Source organism: Pseudoxanthomonas spadix BD-a59, from assembly GCF_000233915.3.
In the GTDB taxonomy this organism is placed as follows: domain Bacteria; phylum Pseudomonadota; class Gammaproteobacteria; order Xanthomonadales; family Xanthomonadaceae; genus Pseudoxanthomonas_A; species Pseudoxanthomonas_A spadix.
This window is the reverse complement of sequence record NC_016147.2, coordinates 2,430,001-2,447,273: the sequence shown is the minus strand read 5'-3', so window position 1 is coordinate 2,447,273 and position 17,273 is coordinate 2,430,001. Positions and strand designations below refer to the sequence as shown.

Genomic DNA, 17,273 nt, shown 5'->3' with positions numbered 1-17,273 from the left:
GCTCACCCCAGCAAGCTCACCCCCGGCACGCCCCACACCGCCATCCCCGCCAGTCCAGACCCGATCACCGTCGCCGCCAGCACGTCGCTGGGATAGTGCAGCCCCAGCACCACCCGCGAAGCTGCCACGCAGGCGGTGAAGGGCAGCAACAAGGGCGCCAGGGCCGGGTAGTGCGCCAGCGCCACCAGGGTGAAGGCCACCGCATGCAGGGTATGGCCGGAGGGGAAGGAGAACTCGTCCAGCGGCGCGATCCACGCCTGGATGCGCACATCCGAGGCGAATGGGCGCGGCCGCCGGGTCCAGCGCTTGAGGCCCTTGTAGAGCACCAGGGCCACTGCACCGGTGGCAGCCAGGTGCGCGGCGGCGGCCAGGCCCTGCCAGCCGTCGAACACGATCATCGCGGCCATCAGCACGTACCAGAACACGCCATCGCCCAGGCGGCTGACCAGCGCGAAGAACCGGCGCAGGTCATGGCGCCGGCCGAAGCGGTTGGCAAACAGGCAGACCCGGGATTCCCGGGGCAGCGGCATTTCACGCCGGGATGGCATGGGCAGGTTCCTTGCGTTGCTGGGCCAGTCGGGACAGCAGCACGTCGAAGTCGGCCGCGACCTGGGCCGGCTGCAGCGCCTGGACGGCAAGGTGCGCGCTGGCGCCCATGGCCCGGCGCCGCGGTCCATCGCCGCCAAGATCGACGACCGCCTCGATGAACCCGGCATCGTCTGCCACTGCGGCACCGTGCAGGCCGCTGCGCAGGTGCTCGCGCGCGGCGCCGGAATCGAACGCCACCGTGGCCAGGCCGCTGGCCATCGCTTCCAGGGTCACATTGCCGAAGGTCTCGCTGCGGCTGGGAAACACGAACAGGTCGGCGCTGGCGTAGTGCCGGGCCAGGTCTTCGCCGCGCTGCATGCCGCAGAAGATGAAGTCGGGATTGGCTGCCTGCAGCGCCGCGCGCTCGGGGCCGTCGCCCACCCACACCATGCGCGCCTGCGGGCACTGCTGCTGCAGGCGGCGGAAGGATTGGACCGCCAGACGCAGGTTCTTTTCGGCGGCGATGCGGCCCACCGACAGCAGCGCCGGCGCCTGCTCACCGGCCTGCCATTGCTGGCGCAGGGCCTGGTCGCGGAAGCGGGGATGGAACTGGCTGGTATCCACCGCGCGCGCCAGCCGCTGGACCTTGGCGAAGGCCGTCTGTCCCAGCCAGTCGGCCAGCTCGCGCGTGGGCACCAGCGTGGCATCGCCGCCGTTGTGGAAGCGCCGCATCCAGCGCAGCGCCACCGGGCGCAGCCACGGCATGCCGTAGTCGCCCATGTAGTGATCGAAACGGGTATGGAAGCCGGTTGCCACCGGGATGCCCAGGCGCCTGGCCGCGCGCAGCGCCGACCAGCCCAAGGGGCCTTCGGTGGCCACGTAGATCGCATCGGGCGCGAAATGGCGCAAGTGTTCGCGCAAGGCCAGGGGCGCCGGCAGGCCGAAGCGCAGGCCAGGATAGTGCGGCAGCCGTACGCCACGCACCAGCAGGGTGTCGTGACGGGCCGGGGCGTGCGTGTCGCTGGGCTGGTGCGGGCGTACCAGACTGATTTCATGGCCACGCTGGCGCAGGCCCTCTTCCAGCCCCTGGACCGTCAGGGCGACGCCGTTGATGTCCGGCGGGTAGGTCTCGGTGACGATCGCGTAGCGCATGTCGGACTCCCACGTTTGCGACAGCGTGGGCGCGCGCGATGCAGCGCGCATGTCAGTGCGATGGCAGTTTGATGAAGCCGATTGCCGCTCGAATCGCGATCAGAAACGTAGGGCGGGTCTTGACCCGCCGCTCTTGACCCGCCAAGACGCCCTTGATCCATGCATGTGTGGGCGGCGGATGCATGGCAATGGCGGGTCAAGACCCGCCCTACGTGCCTGGATCCCCGTTCCCGGCTTTCTGCTCAGGTCACGAATGGCTTGAACGCGATGCCCAGGCCTGGCATGTCATTGGCTTCGCCGATCAGGTCGGCGCGCAGCAGCGGCCGCGCGTCGATCCACTCCTTGTCCAGCAGGAGGTGCAGTTCTTCGTTCTGGGCCATCAGCTCCAGGGTCGGGATCGGTTCGGCGTCATGGGCGCGGTGCAGCAGCACGGCCAGGCGCAGCAGGGCGGCGATGTGCTTGGCGGCCGGGATGCGGCGGTCGGGCAGGGCGTCGAAGGCGGTCCTGGGGATCCCGCGGCGATGGGTGCGCACCAGCGCGGCCAGCATCAGCTGTTCCTGGCGCGAGAAGCCGGCGATGTCCGAATATTCCAGCAGGTAGGCGCCATGCACGTGGTACTGGCTGTGCGCCACGGTCAGGCCGATCTCGTGCAGGCGCGCGGCCCAGGACAGCACGCGTGCGTCGTCGGCTTCCAGCTGCCAGGCATCGGCGACCTGGTCGAACAGGCGCTGCGCGGTCTGCTCCACGCGCTCGGCCTGGGCCGGGTCCACGCCGTAGCGCTGCATCATGATCGCCACCGACTGCTCGCGCGGGTCGTCGCCGCCGCGGCGGCCCAGCATGTCGTAGAGGATGCCCTCGCGCATGGCCGCCTTGCTCACCATCATCCGCTCGATGCCCAGTGCCTGGAACGCGGCCTCCATCACCAGCACCCCGCCGGCGATGATCGGCTGGCGGTCCTTGCTGAGGCCGGGCAGGTCGATGTCCTCGATCCTCTCTGCCTGCAGCAGCCGATCGCGCATCTGCGGCAGGGCTTCGGCGGTGATGGCGCCCTTGCTGAGCTTCATCGCCGCGCAGATCTCGCCGATGGCCTTGGCCGTGCCGGACGAGCCGATCGCCTCCTGCCAGCCCAGCGCCCGGTACGGCTTGGCGAACTGCTGCAGCTCGGCGGTGACCTCGGTCAGCGCCGAATTCCAGCGCTTCCTGGACAGCTTGCCGCCGGCGAAGAAGCGCCGGGTGCTGGCGATGCAGCCGACCTGGACGCTTTCGCGCTCCAGCGTCTGCAGGCCGCTGCCAATGATGAATTCGGTCGAGCCGCCGCCGATGTCGATCACCAGCCGGCGCGTGCCGGGCTTGGGCGGCTGCGCGTGGGCCACACCCAGGTAGATCAGGCGTGCCTCCTCGCGGCCGGCGACCACTTCGATGCCATGGCCGAGCGCGGCTTCGGCCGGGACCAGGAAGTTGCGCGGCAGTGCCAGCTGGCGCACGGTATTGGTGGCCAGCGCGCGCACGCGCGAGTCCGGAAGGTCGCGGATGCGCTGGCCAAAACGGGCCAGGCAGTCGATCGCGCGGGCGTGGGCTTCTGCGGATAGTCCGCCGCGCTCGTCCAGGCCATCGGCCATGCGCACGGTTTCGCGCAGGCGGTCGATCACGCGCAGCTGGCCCATGGTGTAGCGGGCCACGACCATGTGGAAGCTGTTGGATCCCAGGTCCACCGCTGCCAGCTGGTCGTTGTCCTGCAGCGGCAGGGAGAAGGTCTGGGGCATGGTGCGCGATGATATCCGAAGCCGCATTCAGCGCCCGTTGCGCAGGTGCCGACAGGCCCGCCTCACAGCCTGGCCAGCAGCGTCCCCTGCGCCGAGTGCGGCAGCTCTTCCGGGCCCGGCACCAGCTTGTGGTAGCGCCCTTCGCTGTCCAGTTCCCAGGCGTTGCAGTTGTCGTCCAGGTAGTTCTGCAGGTGGTCGCGGAACACGCGCGCGGCCAGCTTATCGTCCAGGATCGGGAAGCAGGTTTCCACCCGGTGCAGCAGGTTGCGTTCGAGCCAGTCGGCGCTGGCGCAGTACAGCTCCGGGTCGCCGTCGTTGCCGAACCAGTACACGCGGCTGTGTTCCAGGAAGCGGCCGACGATCGAGCGCACCCGGATGTTCTCGGACACGCCCGGCACGCCGGGCCGCAGGGTGCAGGCGCCGCGCACGATCAGATCGATCTGCACGCCATCCCGAGAGGCCGCGTAGAGCGCCCGGATCACGCGCGGCTCGTTGATCGCGTTGACCTTGACGATGATCCGTGCCGGGCGGCCGGTACGGGCCAGGCGCGCCTCGCGTTCGATCTTCTTGATCAGGGCCGGATGCAGGGTGAAGGGCGCCTGCAGCAGGCACTTGAGCTTGGTCGTGGGCGCCAGCCCGGAGAGCTGCTGGAACAGCAGGTGCACGTCGTTGCCGATGTCCTGGTTGGCGGTGATCAGGCCCAGATCGGTGTACGCGCGCGCGGTGCCGGCGTGGTAGTTGCCGGTGCCCAGGTGCACGTAGCGGCGCAGCTTCTTGCCCTCGCGGCGCACGATCAGCAGCATCTTGGCGTGGGTCTTGAAGCCGACCACGCCGTACACCACCTGCACGCCGGCGGCCTGCAGGCGATCGGCCTGGCCAAGGTTGGCTTCCTCGTCGAAGCGCGCGCGCAACTCGACCACCACGGTGACGTCCTTGCCGTTGCGTGCGGCCAGCACCAGCGCGTCAACGATCGCCGAGTCCTTGCCGGTGCGGTACAGGGTCTGCTTGATCGCCAGCACATTGGGATCGGTGGCCGCCTGCCTGAGCAGCTCCAGCACCGGGGTGAATGCATCGAAGGGATGGCTCAGCAGCACGTCGCCGTCGGCGACGGTCTCGAACATCGCGTCGCCATCGCGCAGCAGGCGCGGGGTGAACGGCGGGTACTTCAGTTCCGGGCGCTGGACCAGGTCGTAGATCTGGCTGACCCGGTTCAGGTTGACCGCGCCTTCGATCCGATACACCGCATTCTCGGTCAGGTCGAAATTGTCCAGCAGCGTGCCGACGATGGCCTTGGGGCAGTCGTGGGCGATCTCCAGGCGCACCGCCGGACGATAGCCGCGACCGGCCAGCTCGTCGCGCAGGGCCAGGGCGAGATTTTCCACTTCCTCCTCGTCCAGCACCAGCTCGGAGTTGCGGGTCACCCGGAACTGGTAGGCGCCCTTGACCTCCATGCCCGGGAACAGGTCATCGACGAACGCGGTCAGCACACTGGACAACAGCACATAGTCGTCCTCGCCGCCGGATACGCGCTGGGGTATGTGGATGATGCGCGAGAGCGAACGCGGCGCGCGCACGATTGCCAGGTGCCCGGCCCGGCCGAAGGCGTCCTTGCCCTTCAGTACCACCACCACGTTGAGCGACTTGTTGAGGATCTGCGGGAACGGGTGCGACGGGTCCAGGCCCAGTGGCGAGAGCACCGGCACGATCTCGTTGCGGAAGTAGGCGCGCAGCCAGCGCCGCTGGCGCGCGTTCCACACCGACTGGCTCAATACGCGCACGCCGGCAGCGTCCATGGCCGGACGCAGGACCTGGTTCCAGCACCTGTACTGGGCCTCGACCAGTTCGGCGGCACGGTCGTGGATGCGCGTGAGCACCGTGGCCGGGGTCAATCCGTCCGGGCCGGGCGGCAGGCCGAAGTCCTGTGCGTGGCGCACGGTGGCCGCGCGGATCTCGAAGAACTCGTCCAGGTTGGTGCAGCTGATGCACAAGAAGCGCAGCCGTTCCAGCAACGGCACCGAGGCGTCCTGCGCCTGGGCCAGCACCCGGAAGTTGAAGTCCAGCTGGGACAGCTCGCGGTTGAAGTACAGCGCCGGCTCACGCAGCGGATCGACAGGATCGGAGGTGAGGTCGGCGGCGGCATTCATGCGGTCAGGCTCTGCGGAAGCGGAAGGGCGGATTCGCGCCGATGGACCCGCGCCGGGCCGAAGTGCACCGAGAACGTGCTGCCCTGGCCGACGGCGCTGTCGATCTCCAGGCGCGCCTGGTGCAGGTTCAGCACGTGCTTGACGATGGACAGCCCAAGCCCGGTGCCGCCGCTCTCGCGCGAGCGGCTGGTGGAGACCCGGTAGAAGCGCTCGGTGATGCGCGGCAGGTGCGAGGCGGGAATGCCATAGCCGGTGTCGCGCACACTGAGCACGGCGCCATCGCCTTCGCGGGCGAAGGCAATGGTGATGGTGCCACCAACCGGCGTATAGCGCACCGCGTTGCTGACCAGGTTGGAAAACGCGCTGTGCAGTTCCTTGTTCGATCCCCACAGGTCGATGTCGCCGCAGTCCTCCACCAGGATGGTCTGGCGCTTGCGGCTCAGCGCCTCGGCCTCGCGCCGCAGGGTGGCCAGCATCGAGCCCATCGCGATGTGCTCGTCGGTCAGGCTGTCCTGCACCTCCAGGCGCGAGAGCGTGAGCAGGTCCTCGACCAGCTGGGTCATGCGGTTGGACTGCTTCTGCATCTCCTCCAGGATCGGCTTCCACTCCGGGAATTCGTCGGCGTCCAGCATGTCCAGGTAGCCGTGGACCACGGTCAGTGGCGTGCGCAGTTCGTGCGAGACGTTGGCCACGAAGTCGCGGCGCATCTCCTCCAGGCGCAGCAGCTTGCTGACATCGCGCGCCACCAGCAGCCAGTACTGGTCCGAATACGGGATCAGGCGCAGGTTCAGGCGCAGGTCCGGGTTGGCAGGCGAGGTCGCATCGAGCATCGGCTCGGCGTTGCGTCCGGCACTGAGCCAGTGCGACATGGGCAGCGGCTGCAGGCACTGGTTCACCGGCGCATTGAGGTCGGTCGGGTGGCGCAGTCCCAGCAGCGTGGTGGCTGCCTTGTTGAACCATTGCACGCGCTGGGTGCTGCGGTCGATCACCACCAACGCGTCGGGCAGGGCAGCGGTCGCGGCGCGATAGGCGCGCAGCATCGCCAGCAGCCTGCGCTTGCGGGTGCGCATGCCCAGCTGGCCGCGGTGCAGCAGACGGTCAAGCTCGTTCCACACGCCATCGCCCTGGGCCGGCTGCAGGCGCGCGCGTGCGGTCAGCCGGCGCAATACCGCGCGCAGGCGCCAGAACTGCCAGGCCACCACGCACAGCGCGCCGATCGCCAGTACCTGCCAGAACGCGCCCACCAGCCAGCCTCCGAGCGCGGCAATGACGAGCAGGGTGGCGAGGCGGAACAGGGTGCGGTTCCAGGCCGAGCGCAGGTGTTTGGGCATGAGGCGATTGTGTCAGAGCGGTTGCCGGCCAGGGTACGGAACGGCACGTGGCGGGCAGGCGTCGGGAAAACGACCATCCCACGACGCCGGCATGACCGCTGTGTGGCGGGAAGCGATCCGCAGGATGTCGGGCCGGGCCGCGGCGCGGCTCAGGTGGACACCGAGAACCGGTAGCCGGAGCCGCGCACAGTCTGGACCATGTTGTCCACGTTGTGTGGCTCCAGGGTCTTGCGCAGGCGGCGGATGTGGACATCCACGGTGCGCTCCTCAACGTACACGCTGCCGCCCCACACGTGGTCCAGCAGCTGGGTGCGGCTGTAGACGCGTTCGGGATGGGTCATGAAGAAATGCAGCAGGCGGTATTCGGTCGGGCCGATCGGCACCGGCTGGTCTTGGGCGAACACGCGGTGGGCGGCGCCGTCGATGCGCAGCGCGCCCACCGAGATGCTGCCGTCTTCCTCGTCCTCGCGGGTCCGGCGCATGACCGCGCGGATGCGCGCCAGCAGCTCGCGCGAGGAAAACGGCTTGACCACGTAGTCGTCGACGCCGGCTTCCAGGCCGCCGACCCGGTCGTTCTCCTCGCCGCGGGCGGTGAGCATGATGATCGGCACCTCGCGGGTCAGGGCGTCCCTGCGCCAGCGCCGGGCCAGGTCCAGGCCGCTGGTGCCCGGCAGCATCCAGTCCAGCAGGATCAGGTCAGGCACCTTGTCGGCGATGGCGCCCTGGGCTTCGCGTGCGTCACCGGCGTGGATCGGCTCGAACTCGCCCTTGCGCAGGGCAAAGGCGACCATGTCGCGGATGGCCGGCTCGTCGTCGACGATGAGGATGCGTTTTTGCACGGGTCTGGCCGGACGATGGAGACAGTGCCCAGTAGACGACAATTTTATGACTCGATTGTGACACCCGTCGAGGGCGGCTGGCTCAGCGGTTGCTGTCCAGGTCCGGGTCGCGCACGCCGGCATCGCGCAGTTCCAGCACTTCCGGGGTGATGGCGGTGATCCTGGCCTCGACCCGGGCGCGGGCGTAGTAATCCAGGGCCTGGTCGCGCTTGAGGTTCTGCAGCTGGGTCAGGGCCTGTTCGGGCCGCCCATTCAGATAGGCCACCTGCGCGTAGGCCTCGCCGGCCTTGACGCTGTCGCCGGCCAGTTCGCAGGCGCGGGCGTAGGCCTGCTGGAACACGGGGTCATCGCCGCTGGCGCCCAGCAGCGGCTGCAGCACCTGGCGCGCCTGCTGGCCGGCGGCCTTGCTGCCCTGGTCGTTGAGCACCTGGGCGAAGCTCAGGACGACCGGGCGGCTGTTGGGGGTGCGCTTGAGCAGCGCCTGCAGCCGGGCCCTGGACTGGGCCACATCGCCGATGCGCGCCTGGGCCTGGGCCAGGGCCAGTTCCAGCCACAGGTTGCCGGGCAGTTCCTGCAGCAGCTGGGCAAAGGCGTTGGCGGCCACCGCCGGCTGGGTGCCGCGCATCTGGGCCAGGGCCAGGCCGTAGCGCTGGGGGGGCGTGAGCTCGCCGGTGCTGCGGCGGATGCTTTCATATTCGCGGACCGCTTCGTCGGCGGTGTTGGCGCTGAGCACGCGCAGGCGTTCGCGCGCCCACAGGAACAGGCCGGTGGCGCCATTGTCCAGGCTCGAGGCCGGCAGGTTCACCTGGAAGGGCAGCAGCGGGTTGTTGCTGCGCAGGCCGGCGGCGTAGTTGCCTTCGCGCGGGGTGCTTTCGGTCACCTTGCCGGTGGGGGTGGACACGGTGGTGACCACGTTGTTCTCGCGCTTGATGCGCTCAGCGCGCTCGTGCGCCTCACTGATGCGCGAGGTGGTGACCGGGTGGGTCTGCAGGTAATCGGGCGTGCGTTCGCGTTCGCCGCCGCGGTTGGCGCGCATCACCTGGTCCATGCGGTTGAAGAAGCCGGCCATGGCGTCGGGGTCGTAGCCGGCCCGCGCCAGGGTATGGATGCCGATGCGGTCGGCTTCGCTTTCGTTGGAGCGGGTGTAGTCGATCTGGCGCTGCTGCATCAAGCCCATGCCGCTGATCAGCGCTGCCTGCGAGGCGTCGCCGCTGGAACTGCCGCCGGCCGCCTGCGCCGCCACGATCGCGCCCAGGATGCCCAGCAGGATCGGCATCTGGTCGCGCTGGGCGCGCTCCACCGCACGCAGCACGTGCTGCTGGGTGACGTGTGCGATCTCGTGGGACAGCACTGCGGCCACTTCGTCCTCGCGCTCGGCGGTCAGCACCAGTCCGGAGTTGACCGCGATATAACCGCCCAGGGTGGCGAAGGCGTTGATCTGCCGGTCGCGCAGCATGAAGAAGGTGAACGGCTGGCTCGGCGTGTCGCTGTTGGCGGCCAGCCCCTGGCCGACCCGGTCGAGCCAGTCGTCGATCAGCGGATCGTCCAGCAGGTAGCCGTAGTTGCGCAGCTCGCGCTTGGTCATCGCCCCGTAGAGCTGCTGCTTGACCGGGTTGAGCAGCTCGCCGGCCGAGGAGCCGATGTCGGGCAGGCGATCGGCCTGCGCGCAGGCAGGCGGCGCGGCGACCAGCAGGGTCAGGGCAGTGGCAAGCAGGGTCAGGCGCACGCGCAGGATCGATCCGGGCCGAGGGGCAAACCGGCGCAGCATCGCCGGGCGCGCTGGCCAGCGGGTGAATCGGTGGTTAATCCGCAGCGTTGCATTACGACCTCTGGTTCCCCGCGACCATGCCACCATGATGCATCTCAGACCATCCAAGGTGCAGAGAATTCCCCATGAGCACAGCCCAGATCACCATTTATTCCACCGCCGTGTGCCCGTACTGCGTGGCCGCCAAGAATTTCCTCAAGTCCAGGGGCCAGACCTGGACCGAAGTGCGCATCGACACCGATCCGGCCGAGCGCGAGAAGATGATGGCCAGGACCCGCCGCACCAGCGTGCCGCAGATCTTCATCGGCGACACCCACGTCGGTGGCTATGACGACCTGATGGCCCTGCACCGCGCCGGCGGCCTGGAGCCGCTGTTGCAAGGTGGCGCCGCGTGAGCCAGCCCGGCGCCGAGACCGAACAGGACCGGGTCAAGGCCTTCACCGACTTCCGCCAGCGCATGAACCAACGGATCCTGGCCGAGCCCAACCAGGTCGTGCGCCGCTTCTTCGCCCTGGACACGCAGACCTACCAGGCCGGTGCGCTGGAGGTGAAGACCAAGGAACTGCTGGGCCTGGTGGCCTCGCTGGTGCTGCGCTGCGACGACTGTGTCAGTTACCACGTGGCCCAGTGCAAGGAGGTCGGCGTCACCCGCGAGGAGTTCTTCGAGACCTTCTCGGTCGGGCTGGTGGTGGGCGGGTCGATCGTGATCCCGCACCTGCGCCGGGCGGTGGATTTCCTGGACCGGCTGGAAGCCGGCGCCGCGGCACCGGCGCAACACGCGCATGACTGATCCGCGCGCCGCGGGGGTCGCGGCCGGGTATGTCTTCTTCATGCATACCTGAATGTACGTACTGCCGTTTCATTGAAATTTAGCTGCAAGATCGCAGATCTTGCATGGCCTTTTCCGCGGTTCATGCATCCTGGCCCGCAGGCCGCTTGGGAGCCCCTGGTCGGATCGGGCATACTTGCCCGACCACCTCCTCCCCTTCGCGCATGCCGTTGCGGCGCTGCGCCCCAGTTTTGGACACACTCATGACGCAAACGATCACGGTCATCCGCGGCGACGGCATCGGCCCGGAAATCATGGACGCCACCCTCTATGTGCTCGATGCCCTCAAGGCCGGACTGGTCTACGAGGAAGCCGACGCCGGCCTGGTCGCGCTGGAAAAGCACGGCGACCTGCTGCCCGCCCAGACGCTTGCCTCGATCAAGAAGAACAAGGTCGCACTCAAGAGCCCGCTGACCACGCCGGTGGGTGAGGGCTTCACCTCGATCAATGTGACCATGCGCCGCCATTTCGACCTGTACGCCAACGTGCGTCCGGCGATCTCCTTCCCCAACACCAAATCGCGCTTCGGCACCGGGGTGGACCTGATCACGGTGCGCGAGAACACCGAAGGGGCCTACCTGAGCGAAGGCCAGGAAGTGTCGGCCGACGGCGAGACCGCCATTTCGATGACCCGGGTGACCCGCAAGGGGTCCGAGCGCATCGTCCGCTATGCCTTCGACCTGGCCCGCGCCACCGGCCGCAAGAAGGTCACCCTGGTGCACAAGGCCAACATCATCAAGTCGACCTCGGGCCTGTTTCTCAAGGTCGGTCGCGAAGTGGCCGCGCAGTACCCGGACATCGAATGCAACGAGATGATCGTGGACAACGCCTGCATGCAGCTGGTGATGCGCCCGGAGCAATTCGACATCATCGTGACCACCAATCTGTTCGGCGACATCCTGTCCGACCTGTGCGCCGGCCTGGTCGGCGGCCTGGGCCTGGCCCCGGGTGCCAACATCGGCACTGAGGCTGCGATCTTCGAAGCGGTGCACGGCTCGGCCCCGGACATCGCCGGCCAGGGCAAGGCCAATCCGTGCGCGCTGCTGCTGGCCGCCGCGCAGATGCTGGACCACATCGGCCAGCCGGACAACGCCACCCGCCTGCGCAAGGCCATCGTGGCCACCCTGGAAGCCCGGGATTCGGTCACCCCGGACTTGGGCGGCACCGGCAATACCATGGGCTTTGCCAAGGCGATCGCCAGCCGGGTCTAGCAGCAATACTGTTCAGATACGCAACACCGGCGTAGGCTGATGCCGCTGGTGAAGCAGTTCGCCGCGATGGCGCACATGGAAGTTGCTCATCTTGCGTTTGACGCCACGCGGGTTGAAGCGCCCGCGACTGCTGACACAGCGCCCAGCCGGTAGCTGTCCTGGGGCGGCGTGGCCGAGTCCTGCAGGGTGTAGTCGATGACGCGCACGATCTGGCCCGCACTGCGATGCCTGTCGGCGCTGTCGAAGACGCGGCTCAGGTACGAGCCGTCGGCCAGCAACTGCTCGACCGGCAGCTTGAGGTTGGACTTGACCCGCCTGGCCAGCACGCCTGCGCTGATCAGATGCGCGACGTCCGCCCTCGCCGGGAGGGTCTTGCGGGTTCTCGCCATTGTCCATGTCCACCGAAGCTTCGATGGACATGGATTGTCAATGATCTCTTTCTATCTGAACAGTATTGGGTCTAGCAGTCTGTCGGACTTTGGCCGGCCGGGCTGCGAATCCGCCTGTGCGGTCCATCTTTCCGCCGCTTCTTGGCCCATAGCACCACTATGGGCCGGCGAACCGTCGAAAATCTGACCTCGCACAGCCGAATTCTCGCCTCGACCACCAAAGCCCGACAGGCTGCTAGCGGCCAGACCGTCTGGCCAGGCCGGTCGTCGCCGATGCCCGCCCCGGTCCGGGCACCGTCGTTGCCGCGCGCGCGGCATCTGTGCCAAAGGTCATTCTTGACCCTGGCTTGCCGCTGAGGCAAGAATCGGGCGTGCCTGCGCCTTCGGTGCAAGCCTCATCGCCACAGCACGCCGGCGGCCCCTGCGCCGTGCGGCCGGGGAAGGACAGCCATGCATCGACGTGATTTCCTGGCCGCCAGCGGCCTGAGCCTGGGCGGCCTGATGTTGCCCGCTTTCTTCGGCAAGGCCATCGCCGCCGAGCAGCTGCAGTCGGCAATGGACACCGGGTTGAAGAAACGCCTGGCCGATGTCGCCCTGGCCGCCGCGCGTCAGGCCGGCGCCAGCTACTGCGATGTCCGCATCGGCCGCTACCTGCGCCAGTTCATCACCACCCGCGAGGACAAGGTGCAGAACGTGGTCAACACCGAATCCTCCGGGGTCGGCGTGCGGGTCATCGTCAACGGTGCCTGGGGTTTTGCCGCCACCAACGAACTGGCCGCCGACAGCGTCGCCGCTGCCGCGCGCCAGGCCGCGGCCATCGCCAGGGCCAACGCCGGCAACCAGAGCGCACCGGTACAACTGGCGCCCGCGCCCGGCGCCGGCGAAGTCAGCTGGCGCACGCCGATCAGGAAGAACGCGATGGAGGTGCCGGTCAAGGACAAGGTGGACCTGCTGCTGGGGGTGAACGCAGCGGCCATCAATGCCGGGGCCGACTTCGTGCGGTCCATGTTGTTCTCGGTCAACGAGCAGAAGTACTTCGCCTCCACCGATGGTTCCTACATCGACCAGGACGTTCACCGCATCTGGGCACCGTTCACGGTCACCGCCATCGACAAGGCCAGCGGCAAGTTCCGCACCCGCGACGGGCTGTCGGCGCCGATGGGGCTGGGCTTCGAATATCTGGACGGCGATGCCTCGGGCAAGTTCGTCTCGCCCAACGGGGTGGTCAACTACGGCCTGTCCTATGACATGCGCGAGGACGCCATCGCGGCGGCCAGACAGGCGCAGGAAAAGCTCAAGGCGCCTTCGGTCAAGCCCGGCAAGTACGATCTGGTGCTGGATCCCTCGCACACCTGGCTCACCATCCACGAGTCGGTGGGCCACGCCACCGAGCTGGACCGCGTGCTGGGCTACGAGGCCAACTATGCCGGCACCAGCTTTGCCACGCTGGACAAGCGCCAGTCGGGCTTCCAGTACGGCAGCGACAAGGTCAGCATCTTCGCCGACAAGGTGCAGCCGGGCAGCCTGGGCGCAGTCGCCTACGACGACGAAGGGGTCAAGACCAAGCAGTGGGACCTGATCCGGGACGGCATCCTGGTGGACTACCAGGCCATCCGCGACCAGGCCCATATCCTGGGCAAGCAGGAGTCGGATGGCTGCTGCTATGCCGATTCCTGGTCCAGCGTGCAGTTCCAGCGCATGGCCAACGTGTCGCTGGCCCCGGGCAAGACCCCGCTGAGCGTGGCCGAGCTGATCAAGGACGTGGACAACGGCATCTACATCATCGGCGACGGCTCGTTCTCGATCGACCAGCAGCGCTACAACGCGCAGTTTGGCGGGCAGCTGTTCTACGAGATCAAGCAGGGCCGGATCACCCGCATGCTGGAAGACGTGGCCTACCAGATCCGCACGCCGGAGTTCTGGAACGCGTGCAGCGCCGTGGCCGACAGCAGCGACTATCGCATGGGGGGCTCGTTCTTCGACGGCAAGGGCCAGCCGCCACAGATCTCGGCGGTGTCGCACGGGTCATCGACCGCGCGCTTCGACGGCATCAACGTCATCAACACCGCGCGCAGCCTCGGCTGACCGGCAAGGAGATCTGCAATGACCATCTTCACCGAAGCGCAGGCCAGGGCCATCCTCGACAAGGTCATCGCCCTGAGCAAGGCCGATGAATGCAGTGCCAGCCTCACCGGCGCGCGCGAGGGCAACATCCGCTTCGCGCTGAACGACATCTCCACCAGCGGCATCGTCAACAATGCCGAGCTCGCGGTGCAGGTCGCCTTTGGCAAGCGCGTGGGTACTGCCACCATCAACGAGTTCGACGATGCCGCGCTCGAGCGGGTGGTGCGCCGGGCCGAGGACCTGGCGCGGCTGGCGCCGGAGAACCCCGAATTCGTGCCGGCCGTGGGCAAGCAGGCCTACACCGCCACGCCCACCTTCAACGCGGCCACGGCGGCGATCACCCCGGAGTTCAGGGCCAAGGCCGCGGCCGATTCCATCGCCCCGTGCAAGGCGGCAAACATGGTTGCCGCCGGCTTCCTGCAGGACGGCCACAGCTTTGCTGCGATCGCCAACAGCAACGGCAATTTCGGCTACCAGCAGGCCACCGGCTTCAACTACACCTGCACCGTGCGCACCGACGATGGTCGCGGGTCGGGCTGGGTGGGTCGCACGCTGGCCGACGCCAGTGCCTTCGACGTCGGGCGGGATGTGCGCGTGGCCATGCAGAAGGCGCGTGACTCGGCCGCTGCCAGGGCGCTGGAACCGGGCAAGTACACGGTGATCCTGGAGCCGGCCGCCGCCGCCGGCCTGATCGGCTTCATGATGCGCATGTTCGATGCGCGCCAGGCCGATGAGGGCCGCAGTTTCCTGTCCAGGAAGGGCGGCGGCAACAAGCTGGGCGAGCAGGTCTACGACCCGCGCGTGCACATCTATGCCGATCCCGCCCATCCGGAGGCCCCGGCCCTGCCATGGGACGACCAGGGCCTGCCGCGCGGCAAGCTGGAGTACGTCAAGGACGGCAAGGTTCAGGCGCTGGACTATTCGCGCTACTGGGCGCAGAAGAACGGCAAGGCCGCACAGGCCGCGCCCGGCAACCTGATCATGGCCGGCAGCGGCAAGAGCACCGCCGACCTGGTGCGCGAGACCCAGAAGGGCATCCTGGTCACGCGGACCTGGTACATCCGCATGGTCGACCCGCAGACGGTGCTGCTGACCGGGCTGACGCGCGATGGCACGTTCTACATCGAGAACGGGCAGATCCGCTACCCGGTGAAGAACTTCCGTTTCAATGAATCGCCGGTGATCATGCTCAACAACATCGACGAGATCGGCAAGCCGGTGCTGCTGAGCGGCGACGAGCTTTCCGGATCGATGCTGATCCCGCCGCTGAAACTGCGCGATTTCACCTTCACCTCGCTGTCGGACGCAGTGTAGGCATGGCCAGGGTGGACGCGCCGGCCGCGCTGTCGGGCGCCTGCCCGCGCGAGCGATGAACCGCAACGCGTTCCTGCGCCTGATGCTGGGCGCCGCGGCCGGCGCGCTGCTGCCATGGCGCGCTGCACGCGGCGCCACGGCCGACTACGACTTCTGGTTCACGCGGTTGCGTTACGACTCCGGCGACTGGGACGTGGACGCGCGCATGCCGTCGAACCTGATTACCTCACTGATTGACTACACCAACCTGCGCGTGGACCCGAAGGAGCACGTGCTGGCGCTGTCGGACCCGGCGATGCTCACCGCCCCGTTCTGCTACCTGGCCGGGCACAAGCTGGTCGAATTCAACCCGCTCGAACGCCGCCACTTCGAGCGCTACGTGCGCAATGGCGGCTTCGTGCTGGTGGACGACTGCAACCACGACATCGACGGCCTGTTCGCCAGGTCATTCGAGGCACAGATGGCGGCCATTTTCGGACCCCGGGCGCTGAACAGGCTGGGCAACGACCACCGGCTGTACCGCAGCTTCTTCCGGTTCCCGGACGGACCGCCGGCCACCGCGTTCGAGTTGAATGGCTGGGGCGACGACCTGGTGCACGAATGGCTGAGCGGGATCGAGATCGACGGCCGGCTGGGCCTGCTGTACAGCAACAAGGACTATGGCTGCGAATGGGACTACGACTGGCGCAACAAGCGGTTCCTGGCCGAGGACAATACCCGGTTCGCGGTCAACATCGCCATGTATGCGTTGACCTCATGACCACCGCTTTCAACGTAGGGCGGATCTCGACCCGCCTTGCGCAGGCCCGCGGGAATCCCGGTGGGGCGTCGAAACCCGCCCCGTCCACATCCGTTTCGCCCCATTGCATTGGCCTGTCCTCATGAACACCCTCACCGAAACCGACGTGCAGACCGAACTGGCCAGGCTGGATCAATTGCGCCGCGCGCTGGCCCAGGCCGTGGTCGGTCAGCACGATGTGGTCGAACAGCTGCTGATCGGCCTGCTGGCCGGCGGCCATTGCCTGCTGGAAGGCGCGCCCGGGCTGGGCAAGACCCTGCTGGTACGGTCGCTGGGACAGGCGCTGGAACTGCAGTTCCGGCGCGTGCAGTTCACCCCGGACCTGATGCCCAGCGACATCCTGGGCACCGAGCTGCTGGAGGAAGACCACGGCACCGGCCACCGCCGCTTCCGCTTCCAACCCGGTCCGATCTTCACCAACCTGCTGCTGGCCGACGAACTCAACCGCACCCCGCCCAAGACCCAGGCCGCGCTGCTGGAGGCGATGCAGGAACGCACCGTCAGCTACGCCGGCACCACCTATTCGCTGCCGGCGCCGTTCTTCGTGCTGGCCACCCAGAACCCGATCGAACAGGCCGGCACCTATCCTCTGCCCGAGGCGCAGCTGGACCGCTTCCTGCTGCACGTGCGGGTGGATTACCCCAGCGAGCAGGAGGAGCGCGACATCCTGGCCCAGACCACCGGCACCCACCTCGGCGAAGTGCCGCCAGTGATGGACGCAGCCCAGGTGTTGGCGCTGCAGGCACGCGTGCGCCAGGTCCACCTGGGCCAAGACCTGCTGGCCTGGATCACCCGGCTGGTACGCGCCAGCCGCCCGGGCGAACACGCGCCGGCGCAGATCCGGCAATGGGTCAAGTGGGGCGCCGGACCACGCGCCGGGCAGTCGCTGGTGCTGGCGTGCAAGGCACGCGCACTGCTGCACGGGCGCCTGGCCGCCACCCGCGAGGACGTCGCCGCCCTGGCCGCCCCGGTCATGCGCCATCGCCTGCTGCTGTCCTTCGCCGCCGAAGCCGAGCAGAAGGGTGCCGACGAGGTGGTGGCTGTGCTGCTGCAGCGCGTGCCGCTGGCTGGCTGACCGGCCG

Annotated in this window: 14 protein-coding genes and 1 pseudogene; 7 read left to right on the top strand and 8 right to left on the bottom strand. The window is 68.0% G+C overall.

The genetic code is table 11. The features are described 5' to 3' along the window. Positions 1-2 precede the first annotated feature (2 nt). From DSC_RS11055 to DSC_RS11025, 7 genes are all read right to left on the bottom strand, one after another. Complete coding sequence (locus DSC_RS11055) at positions 3-548, bottom strand: phosphatase PAP2 family protein (protein ID WP_014161249.1); 546 nt, start codon at positions 546-548, stop codon at positions 3-5. Beyond that, positions 532-1,680, bottom strand: coding sequence for a glycosyltransferase family 4 protein (locus tag DSC_RS11050; RefSeq protein WP_043291273.1), 1,149 nt, complete (start codon positions 1,678-1,680; stop codon positions 532-534). Before DSC_RS11050 ends, DSC_RS11055 begins: the two co-directional genes overlap by 17 nt. 242 nt (positions 1,681-1,922) lie before the next feature. After that, on the bottom strand, positions 1,923-3,443 hold the full coding sequence (gene ppx, locus DSC_RS11045; protein WP_014161247.1) for an exopolyphosphatase: 1,521 nt from the start codon (positions 3,441-3,443) through the stop codon (positions 1,923-1,925). Between the two features lie 62 nt (positions 3,444-3,505). After that, complete coding sequence (gene ppk1 / locus DSC_RS11040) at positions 3,506-5,587, bottom strand: polyphosphate kinase 1 (protein WP_014161246.1); 2,082 nt, start codon at positions 5,585-5,587, stop codon at positions 3,506-3,508. Then, positions 5,584-6,918 carry a phosphate regulon sensor histidine kinase PhoR gene (gene phoR, locus DSC_RS11035; protein ID WP_014161245.1) on the bottom strand — a complete coding sequence of 445 codons (1,335 nt, stop codon included), beginning with the start codon at positions 6,916-6,918 and terminating at the stop codon, positions 5,584-5,586. The genes ppk1 and phoR overlap by 4 nt, the downstream gene beginning before the upstream one ends. Before the next feature lie 149 nt (positions 6,919-7,067). Further along, positions 7,068-7,757, bottom strand: a complete 690-nt coding sequence (gene phoB, locus DSC_RS11030; RefSeq protein ID WP_014161244.1) for a phosphate regulon transcriptional regulator PhoB — start codon at positions 7,755-7,757, stop codon at positions 7,068-7,070. 82 nt (positions 7,758-7,839) lie between these two features. After that, on the bottom strand, positions 7,840-9,483 hold the full coding sequence (locus DSC_RS11025; protein ID WP_043291272.1) for a tetratricopeptide repeat protein: 1,644 nt from the start codon (positions 9,481-9,483) through the stop codon (positions 7,840-7,842). 167 nt (positions 9,484-9,650) lie between these two features. Here DSC_RS11025 and grxC point away from each other — a divergent pair, with 167 nt between their 5' ends. The 3 genes from grxC (at position 9,651) to DSC_RS11010 (ending at position 11,565) form a co-directional block, all read left to right on the top strand. Continuing rightward, entirely contained in the window at positions 9,651-9,920 is a 270-nt protein-coding gene (gene grxC, locus DSC_RS11020) for a glutaredoxin 3 (RefSeq protein WP_014161242.1), read from the top strand. Beyond that, on the top strand, positions 9,917-10,315 hold the full coding sequence (locus DSC_RS11015) for a carboxymuconolactone decarboxylase family protein (protein ID WP_014161241.1): 399 nt from the start codon (positions 9,917-9,919) through the stop codon (positions 10,313-10,315). The genes grxC and DSC_RS11015 overlap by 4 nt, the downstream gene beginning before the upstream one ends. 242 nt (positions 10,316-10,557) lie before the next feature. Then, on the top strand, positions 10,558-11,565 hold the full coding sequence (locus DSC_RS11010) for an isocitrate dehydrogenase (RefSeq protein WP_014161240.1): 1,008 nt from the start codon (positions 10,558-10,560) through the stop codon (positions 11,563-11,565). Between the two features lie 143 nt (positions 11,566-11,708). Here the strand turns inward: DSC_RS11010 and DSC_RS16175 are convergent. Beyond that, a pseudogene (locus DSC_RS16175) lies at positions 11,709-11,888 on the bottom strand (IS4 family transposase); the annotation flags it as partial. Between the two features lie 516 nt (positions 11,889-12,404). Here DSC_RS16175 and DSC_RS11000 point away from each other — a divergent pair. The 4 genes from DSC_RS11000 (at position 12,405) to DSC_RS10985 (ending at position 17,266) form a co-directional block, all read left to right on the top strand. Continuing rightward, positions 12,405-14,039 (top strand): TldD/PmbA family protein, encoded by a 1,635-nt coding sequence (locus tag DSC_RS11000; protein WP_014161238.1) that lies wholly within the window; start codon positions 12,405-12,407, stop codon positions 14,037-14,039. An 18-nt stretch (positions 14,040-14,057) separates the two neighbouring features. Further along, a complete protein-coding gene (locus DSC_RS10995) occupies positions 14,058-15,392 on the top strand; it encodes a TldD/PmbA family protein (protein ID WP_014161237.1) in 1,335 nt (444 codons plus the stop codon). 55 nt (positions 15,393-15,447) lie between these two features. Further along, complete coding sequence (locus tag DSC_RS10990; RefSeq protein ID WP_014161236.1) at positions 15,448-16,152, top strand: DUF4159 domain-containing protein; 705 nt, start codon at positions 15,448-15,450, stop codon at positions 16,150-16,152. A gap of 121 nt (positions 16,153-16,273) precedes the next feature. Then, on the top strand, positions 16,274-17,266 hold the full coding sequence (locus DSC_RS10985; RefSeq protein WP_014161235.1) for an AAA family ATPase: 993 nt from the start codon (positions 16,274-16,276) through the stop codon (positions 17,264-17,266). Positions 17,267-17,273 lie beyond the last annotated feature (7 nt).

What these genes read in the sequence shown, in the direction of transcription:
- DSC_RS11055 (WP_014161249.1), bottom strand. Translation starts at nt 548, where the DNA reads ATGCCATCCCGGCGTGAAATGCCGCTGCCCCGGGAATCCCGGGTCTGC.
- DSC_RS11050 (WP_043291273.1), bottom strand. Translation starts at nt 1,680, where the DNA reads ATGCGCTACGCGATCGTCACCGAGACCTACCCGCCGGACATCAACGGC.
- ppx (WP_014161247.1), bottom strand. Translation starts at nt 3,443, where the DNA reads ATGCCCCAGACCTTCTCCCTGCCGCTGCAGGACAACGACCAGCTGGCA.
- ppk1 (WP_014161246.1), bottom strand. Translation starts at nt 5,587, where the DNA reads ATGAATGCCGCCGCCGACCTCACCTCCGATCCTGTCGATCCGCTGCGT.
- phoR (WP_014161245.1), bottom strand. Translation starts at nt 6,918, where the DNA reads ATGCCCAAACACCTGCGCTCGGCCTGGAACCGCACCCTGTTCCGCCTC.
- grxC (WP_014161242.1), top strand. Translation starts at nt 9,651, where the DNA reads ATGAGCACAGCCCAGATCACCATTTATTCCACCGCCGTGTGCCCGTAC.
- DSC_RS11010 (WP_014161240.1), top strand. Translation starts at nt 10,558, where the DNA reads ATGACGCAAACGATCACGGTCATCCGCGGCGACGGCATCGGCCCGGAA.
- DSC_RS11000 (WP_014161238.1), top strand. Translation starts at nt 12,405, where the DNA reads ATGCATCGACGTGATTTCCTGGCCGCCAGCGGCCTGAGCCTGGGCGGC.
- DSC_RS10995 (WP_014161237.1), top strand. Translation starts at nt 14,058, where the DNA reads ATGACCATCTTCACCGAAGCGCAGGCCAGGGCCATCCTCGACAAGGTC.
- DSC_RS10990 (WP_014161236.1), top strand. Translation starts at nt 15,448, where the DNA reads ATGAACCGCAACGCGTTCCTGCGCCTGATGCTGGGCGCCGCGGCCGGC.
- DSC_RS10985 (WP_014161235.1), top strand. Translation starts at nt 16,274, where the DNA reads ATGAACACCCTCACCGAAACCGACGTGCAGACCGAACTGGCCAGGCTG.